We start from the raw sequence: 7,985 nt of genomic DNA, 5'->3' as shown, positions 1-7,985 counted from the left end.
CTGCAAGAGTAGGACGTCGCTGGGCACAAGGCCGTCTCCTGATGGAGACGGTTTTTTTTGTGTTCAATAAACGGAGAGCCATTAAACTCTTCTTCTGCTCTGATTAAATTCACTTCTAGCGGAACTCTACCGGCCCCACACCTGTTATGTTAAAATATAGGTAAATTGTATGAATTAAGATGGTGTGGATGTACTGCTTGGGCGTCAGCCAGGCGGTTACGTTTGTTTTAAAGGGTGCTGTTGAGGTCTACTTTGTAGGCAATGTTATAGGTATGGAGGATTTTATATGGCGAAAAAGAAGGATGACCCCATTGAGCAGGCAATCTATATTTTTCCGCTTGCGGCTGGGGGTATTACATTTCTGATGACATTTTCCGTCAGGTCTGCTGCTATTATGTTTTTCGGAGTGCTTGTGTTGATTGTAAGCAGTTTATTCCTTTATTACAGACATAAAAACAGGAAATTGAGCGCTTCTGGTATTATGCAGGTGGATGAGATGTCCGGAAAGCAGTTTGAGGACTTTCTCAGACTCCGGTATGAGGCTAATGGCTACAAAGTGAGACAGACACCTTATCGCAATGACTTCGGCGCCGATTTGATCTTGGAACGAGATCGACAACGTATTGTTGTTCAGGCAAAGAGGTACAAAAGCAATGTTGGCATAAAGGCAGTCCAGGAGATTGTGGCAGCAAAATTGCATTACCGGGCGGATGCTGCCTGGGTCGTGACCAATAGCGGTTATACAAAAGCTGCAAAGAAACTTGCATCCAGTAATGGTGTTCGGTTGGTCGACAGAACGCAATTGATTCATATCCTTCTTGAGCAAAAGGCATCTTAAATTTACTTATTGTGTGATCCAATGTCTTTCGAAGGCATCTGATCATTTTTAAATGAAGGTTTTATGGAGTAGCACCGCAGTACCAGCTTTTTCATAGCCTACAGGATGAAGAAAGGGGGAGGGGACCTGTCCGCTTCCGCATTTATCCTGACGATGATCCCACTTTATCTAATGGCTGTAATCGGTTTTATTGTGAGGAAAATGAACATTCTCAGCAACCATGCCAATTCGGTGATCACCCAGTTAATGCTGTACGTTACATTGCCGGCACTGATTCTGTACTCACTGAATACGACCTTTTCAATTGAGCTATTGGTGGATTTTACTTGGCTCGTCTCCATGTCGGTCTTTGTGATGACTGTTTCCATCATCGCCGGTGCCTGGCTGAGGAAGCGGGCTGCCCTGCCGGATGGTCAGAAGAGCGTTTATGAGAGTCTGATTGTCTTCGGTAATCAGGGGTTTATCGGATTTGCGGTCATTTATATGCTGATGGCTGAGCAGGGGGTGGTCTACCTGACCCTGTTCAACCTCTTTTATCTGGTTCTGATCTGGTCCTACGGGATTTATCTGTTCACCCGTCATGATGTGTCTGTGAGCTGGCGGGTACTCTTTCTGAATCCGGGAATCCTTGCCACACTGGTCGGTTTGGCTATGCTGTTTCTCCCTTTCAGTTGGCCGGGCATGCTGTTAAGGACGTTTGAGGATATCGGGACGATGACGGTTCCTCTGTCGATGATTCTGATCGGCAGTCTGCTTGCAGACACCAGTATGAATGACTTTAGGTATTACAGCAGAAATGTGTATTTATGGACCGCATCTTCTATGAAATTGCTGGTCCTCCCAATGACACTGCTTATCTTTCTTCTTTTCCGAGTCCCCGAACATCTCCTCCTTATTGCTGTACTGACAGCCGGCATGCCGAGCGCCACAACCACTACGTTGTATGCACAGAAGTTTGGAGCAGATGCTGTTTTCGCCTCATATGGCGTGATTTATTCCACAATTCTTTGCATGTTTACCATTCCGCTGTTATACAGCCTTCTGCAATGGTTGTTATAACCGAGGATAATTGCCGAGTTTAGGGTGTCCCTCTGGGGCGCCTTTTTCGTTTCCTGCAGTTAATCAAAGGGATGTTGTTACTTCCCACAAACCTATCTCATGTTCTTTGGTACTTTTCCCATATCCCTTGTGAATTTATTGAGTTAATATTTAAACAATTCATTTTCAAGGGGGGTAGTTGTTATGACTAAACTTGCTGGTATTGAAGAACTTGGCCAGCCGAAAAAACCGAGCTTTTTCCAGAGAATGTTGAACGGAGTGGAGAAGGCCGGTAACAAGTTGCCGGATCCTGTCACGCTGTTTGCCATCTTTACAGTCCTGATTCTTATTGCATCCGCCATCTTCGGAGTGCTTGGCACCTCGGCCGTCCACCCGGGTACGGGTGAGACGATCAAAGTCGTGAACTTGCTTAACGCAGATGGCATACGCAGCATCGTGACGACACTCGTTCCGAACTTTACCGGATTCCCGCCTCTCGGTATGGTGCTTGTGGTCATGCTCGGGGTGGGGCTTGCCGAGTCCACGGGTCTGGTCACGTCTTTCATGAAGACGACCATTCTGAATGCACCGGTGAAAATTATCCTGCCCACCATCCTGCTGATCGCCGTTCTTGGAAACACGGCTGCCGATGCAGCACAGGTTGTTCTTCCGCCGATCGCAGCCATGATCTTCGCGGCTCTTGGACGGAACCCGATCGCAGGTCTCGTAGCCGGTTATGCAACCGTCACTGGAGCTTTCAGTGCCAATCTGATCGTTTCGATGTTGGATCCGCTCCTTTTCGGATTTACACAGTCGAGTGCCCAGATGATTGACCCCTCTTATGTGGGAAACCCGGCTGTTAACTGGTATTTCATGATTGCGTCAACATTCGTCCTGATTCCGGTTGCGGCATTTGTCACAACCAAGATTGTCGAGCCCAGACTGGGAACTTTCCAAGGTGAGGTAGAAAAGCTCGAAAAGACGACGCCGGAAGAAAAGCGTGGGCTTCTCTGGGCAGGAATCACCCTTGCAGCCTACTCTGCAGTCATTCTTTGGCTGGTCGTACCGGAAAACGGAATCCTGCGAGATCCTGAAACAAATGGCATCATCGTTTCGCCGTTCATGACAGGCATTGTTCCGATCATGCTGTTCGGCTTCCTGATTCCTGCACTCGCCTATGGCTTTGCCTCCGGTTCACTGAAGAATGATAAAGATGTCGCCGAGCATCTGGGCAAGGCCATGGCCGGAATGGGCGGCTATATCGTTCTTGCATTTGTTGCCGCCCAGATGATCTCATTTTTCGGAATGAGCAATCTCGGGCCGATCATCGCCATCAAGGGAGCTGCCTTCCTGAAAGGAATCGGCTTCGAAGGATTGTCCCTTTTCCTCGGGTTTATCGTCATCGCTGCACTGATCAACCTGCTGATTGCGAGTGCATCGGCTAAGTGGGCGCTGCTCGCTCCGGTGTTCGTACCGATGTTCATGCTCATGGGCTATGACCCGGCCGTTACCCAGGTTGCCTACCGGGTCGCCGATTCAATTACGAACCCGATCACGCCGATGCTTGCTTACTTCGCCATTCTCCTGACGTTTGCGAAGAAGTATGACAAAAACATCGGGATCGGCACACTGATCGCAACGCTTTTGCCGTATTCCATCGCATTCGCGATTTTCTGGGTGATTCTGTTCTCGATCTGGTTCTTGCTTGGCTTACCGCTCGGACCGGGCGGCGGCATTATGCTGCCATAACAACTGCTAAGGGGGAACTTGTGTGGTACTAAAAATACAGAACGTCACCATGTATACAGGCAATGGGGAAAAACGGCTGAACACATCGATTGTAGTGAAAGGTAAGACGATCCTTGCCACGGGCGAGGAGGCGGATCGCCTGGAGGCCGACACCGTTATTGACGGATCCGGCAAGACAGTGATTCCCGGTCTGTTCGACTTGCATGTCCACCTCGGTATGGACGGAGTCAGTGATCCGTTTGCACAGGTGGCCGGCGACTCGCCTGCCATCTCAGCATACAGGCATCATGTGAATGCGCAGAAACAGCTGAAGTCAGGTGTCACAAGTGTCCGAAACCTTGGTTCCAAGTGGCATATCGACCTGGATTACCGGAATTCGATTAGGGATGGGCTGATGTCCGGTCCGACGGTTTATGGTTCCGGGCAGGCCCTCGTCATGACAGGGGGCCACGGGTACCCTTTCTCCACTGAAGCCGACGGGGAGGACGGCGTAAGAAAGGCAACCAGGGACACACTTAAGGCCGGCGCGGACGTTATCAAGCTGATGGCCACCGGCGGTGTGATGACTCCCGGAGTCGATCCGGGATCTCCTCAACTGTCCGAGAAAGAAATGAGGGCAGCGGTAGAGGAAGCCCTCCATGCAGGCAAGACGACTGCAGCACATGCCCAGGGAACTGCCGGCATCCAGAATGCGGTCCGGGCAGGTATCACAACGATTGAGCACGGAATCTTCCTCGATGACGAGACGATCGACCTGATGATCAAACACGATACGGTTCTGGTACCGACCCTTGCAGCGCCTTATTACATCGTCCAGCATGGGGAGTCGGGTGGGATTCCGGCCCATGCCGTCAAAAAAGCGGTCGACTGCTTCCATACTCACAGGGAGAGCTTCCAAAAAGCGCTTGCTGCTGGAGTCAGGATTGCCGCAGGCACCGATGCCGGAACGCCGTTCAATGTTCACGGAGACTTTGCCAAAGAACTTGAATTGATGCAGGAGTATGGCATGAAAGTTAGGGATATTATTGCAGCTGCGACTTCACAGGCAGCAAAAACACTGAACGTCGATCGAACGGTCGGAACGCTTGAAAAAGGAAAATCGGCAGACTTTGTCCTCTTGGACGAAGATCCTGAATCCAATATCAGCGCATTCCGACAGGTCCATTCTGTATTCAAAGGGGGAATTTGTGTTCATGAGTCTGCAAACAAACTTGAAGCTGTCGTTGGATGAAGGACTCCAGGCATGTCTGGATACCCTTGAAACATTGCTTCCGGAGATGATCGAAATCAGAAGGCACCTGCACCAATATCCGGAACTGTCACACCGGGAAGTGGAGACGCCCAAGTTGATCGCGAAATTTTACCGGGACCTCGGAATTGATGTTCGGACAGAAGTGGGCGGACGGGGTGTTGTGGCCACATTCCGTGTGGAAAATCCCGTCAAGGCCATCGCGTTCAGGGCTGACTTTGACGCACTTCCGATTCAGGACGCAAAAGAAGTCCCGTACAAATCGAAAAACCTCGGAGTCTCCCATGCCTGCGGACATGACGGGCATACTGCCGCACTCCTGGGGTTTGCCAAAAGCCTGGTCGAAAACAAGGAGCGAATCCGGCACAACGTGGTCCTGATCCATCAATTTGGCGAGGAGCTGTACCCGGGAGGTGCCATGGCGATGATTGAAGACGGTTGCCTGGAAGGCGTGGATGCCATTTATGGCTGTCACCTTCAAAGCATGATGCCTTCGGGAACGATGTATTACCGGGAAGGCTATATCCAGGCGGCGGTGGATACATTTGAAATCAAGGTCAATGGTAAAGGGGGCCACGGTGCTGTGCCCCATGAAGCGGTCGATCCGATTGTCGTGGCTTCCCATATTGTGACGGCCCTGCAGACGATTGTCAGCCGGAGTACAGACCCTCTGGAGCAGCTTGTCGTTTCTGTCGGTTCAATTCACGCGGGGGATGCCAACAATGTCATTCCTGGCGAGGCGGTCATGACCGGTACCATCCGCTCTTATGCACCGGAAACCAGGAAAATGGCGAGGGAGAAGCTCGCAAATATCGCTTCCGGCGTTGCCGACGCATTGGGCGCACGTGCAGAGGCTAACCTGGAAAGCGGTTATGATGCGCTATGGAACCATAAGGCAGAAACGGCGGTCGTCAAGAATGCGATGGAAGTTATTTTTGATGAGGGGAACGTTTTGGAAACGCCGCCTGTCATGCCGGGAGAGGATTTCTCCTATTACACCCAGAAAGTCCCTGGCTCCATTTTCTTCGCCGGCGCGTGTCCGAAAGGGGGTCCGTATCCACACCATCATGCCAAGTTCGATTTTGATGAAAAAGCCATGCTGAGTACAGCAAAGACGTTTATGGCGATTCTCCATCAATATTGAAAGACACCCTGGGCAGGGTGTCTTTTTTTAGGATGAAATTTCTGTGATCGCCGTCAACTCAAGGATTCTATTTGTTCCGAATTATGCTACGATAATTAGAAGCATAAAAGGAGGGATCTGATGGTGAGAAGCGCTGAACACCATCTCTCGTCAGCCAGAGCTGAGGCCGTGATCAATGTAGCCAATGCCGTAAACTCCACATTGGAGCTGGACGAACTATTTGAACTGACCCTGTCCGAATCCATACGGGCGATACCCGATGCTGATGGCGGTGCACTGTTTTTATTTGATCCCGAATTACGCCTCCTGATATGCCGTGCTTATGTGAATTTCGATGAAAAGGTTGAGCAAATCCGGCTTTTGCCCGGAGAGTCATTTACAGGAGACTGCTTTAAGTCGAGAAAGCCGATCCTTCTTTCGAACAGAGCGGAAATCACCGGCTATCCCCAATCGATGAGGCCGGAAAACCGTCAATTGCTTGACCGTTCGATGGCGATGCATCCCAGCAATAATTCATACAGGGCTATGAGTGTTCCGCTGATCACTGCCAAAGGGGATTGCATCGGTGTCGTGACACTCAATGGGTTTGCCGAGGCGGGCATTTTTACCGTTGCGGATGTCGAGCTCCTGGAAACGATATCCGGACTAGCCGCAACCGCATTAGAGAGAGCTTCCTTGTATGAAGCCATCAAAATCAAAAACAGTACGTTCAAAACCATGATTGACTATCAGCAGGAGCAGCTGGTCAATATGAATTCCGGCCAAGGATTGGACGTGATGCTGGGACAGTTATTTTCCGTCATCAGGAAGCCCCTTTCCCTTCTCACGGTTTATGGTGAAGTCTTTAATACTTCTTATATCCCGGAATACACTCCGCCCGCCGACGAGTACTTGATCAGGGACGGGCGTCAACTTCTCGGCAAGTTGCTGATTTACGAGGAAGGACAGAATGTAACCAAGCAGACGGATGACTATTTCATCCAGCAGAGTCTTCTTTTTTTCGCCCTGGAGATCAACAGACAGGCAGCAGCCCGCCAAGTAGAGCAACGGTATAAAACAGAACTGATGGACAACCTGATGAACGGTATTTTGGCAGAAGGTTTCCTGAACAGAGCAAAAAGCCTGGGATTAAATACTGCAGGCGCTTTCCTGCCCGTAGCCGTACAAATTGGTGACCCTCGCCCTGCTAGTCCGATTGATCACCTGATGAGACAGAATGAAATGGCCAGCTTTCTTGAAATTGAAATCAGCAGGGCCTTCCCCGGAAGTCTGGTTGTACAGCGCGATCAAATTTATCTTCTGCTCCTGTCGGTGAGTCTTAATTCCGATTACAAGCAAATTTACCATCGTCTCTCTTCGATTGCCGAAGAGACAGGCCAATTTGTACAAAAGGGGAATGGACCGGCCGAAGAAGCCAGATTCGGTGTCGGAAGGCTGGTTCAGCGGATAGAAGAACTACCGGATTCACTCCAGTCTGCCACGATGACACTTAAGTTAATGGAAGAATCTCACTGCCGTGAACGGATTGCCGACAGTTCCCGTTTTCTTTTTCATCGCCTGATTGCCGGAAGCTCGGGCAAGGAGGTTGCCTCATTCATCGCTGCTTTTCTCGGTCCGATCAATAAGTACGACAGGGAAAAAGGGACAGAACTGACAAAAACGCTTCAGGCTTATTGCAGAAATCTTCAGCGGCCTGGCCAGGCTGCAAAGGAACTTCATATCCATCCAAACACGCTGCAGTATCGCATGAAGCAAATTTCCCGTCTGCTTGATGCGGACCTGGCGGATCCGGAAGTTCTATTGAATCTTCAGCTCGCCTGCAGGTTGGCCGGTGACCATCCAGAAGCCGTTGATTCATAAAAGCCGATGCGATGCTGACCTAAATGAAAACAAAGTGACGTCAGATATTCCGAAAGGCGGAAGTCTGACGTGTTTTGCATGTCCGGGGCATGCGTTCGGTAAGGGGG

Annotated in this window: 6 protein-coding genes; all 6 read left to right on the top strand. The window is 50.3% G+C overall.

The annotated features are described in order from the left end of the window. The first annotated feature begins 286 nt into the window (after window positions 1-286). The 6 genes from AV656_RS03385 to AV656_RS03360 all read left to right on the top strand — a co-directional run bounded on the left by AV656_RS03385 (window position 287) and on the right by AV656_RS03360 (window position 7,878). Window positions 287-838 (top strand): restriction endonuclease, encoded by a 552-nt coding sequence (locus tag AV656_RS03385; protein WP_063178804.1) that lies wholly within the window; start codon window positions 287-289, stop codon window positions 836-838. A gap of 105 nt (window positions 839-943) precedes the next feature. Then, on the top strand, window positions 944-1,897 hold the full coding sequence (locus tag AV656_RS03380) for an AEC family transporter (RefSeq protein WP_063178802.1): 954 nt from the start codon (window positions 944-946) through the stop codon (window positions 1,895-1,897). A gap of 183 nt (window positions 1,898-2,080) precedes the next feature. Further along, window positions 2,081-3,625, top strand: a complete 1,545-nt coding sequence (locus AV656_RS03375) for an AbgT family transporter (protein ID WP_063178800.1) — start codon at window positions 2,081-2,083, stop codon at window positions 3,623-3,625. Between the two features lie 22 nt (window positions 3,626-3,647). Then, complete coding sequence (locus tag AV656_RS03370) at window positions 3,648-4,856, top strand: metal-dependent hydrolase family protein (protein ID WP_156484784.1); 1,209 nt, start codon at window positions 3,648-3,650, stop codon at window positions 4,854-4,856. Next, window positions 4,819-6,018: a M20 metallopeptidase family protein gene (locus AV656_RS03365; protein ID WP_082818583.1), complete on the top strand. Its 1,200-nt coding sequence runs from the start codon at window positions 4,819-4,821 to the stop codon at window positions 6,016-6,018. The genes AV656_RS03370 and AV656_RS03365 overlap by 38 nt, the downstream gene beginning before the upstream one ends. Window positions 6,019-6,141: 123 nt before the next feature. After that, window positions 6,142-7,878, top strand: a complete 1,737-nt coding sequence (locus AV656_RS03360) for a helix-turn-helix domain-containing protein (RefSeq protein ID WP_197462192.1) — start codon at window positions 6,142-6,144, stop codon at window positions 7,876-7,878. Window positions 7,879-7,985: the final 107 nt, after the last annotated feature.

Source organism: Bhargavaea cecembensis (assembly GCF_001619585.1).
Lineage (GTDB): Bacteria > Bacillota > Bacilli > Bacillales_A > Planococcaceae > Bhargavaea > Bhargavaea cecembensis_A.
Note: the sequence above shows the minus strand (reverse complement) of the source record. Positions and strands in the feature narration are given on the sequence as shown.

Coding starts and splice junctions, on each gene's coding strand:
- AV656_RS03385 (WP_063178804.1), top strand. CDS start 287: ATGGCGAAAAAGAAGGATGACCCCATTGAGCAGGCAATCTATATTTTT.
- AV656_RS03380 (WP_063178802.1), top strand. CDS start 944: ATGAAGAAAGGGGGAGGGGACCTGTCCGCTTCCGCATTTATCCTGACG.
- AV656_RS03375 (WP_063178800.1), top strand. CDS start 2,081: ATGACTAAACTTGCTGGTATTGAAGAACTTGGCCAGCCGAAAAAACCG.
- AV656_RS03365 (WP_082818583.1), top strand. CDS start 4,819: ATGAGTCTGCAAACAAACTTGAAGCTGTCGTTGGATGAAGGACTCCAG.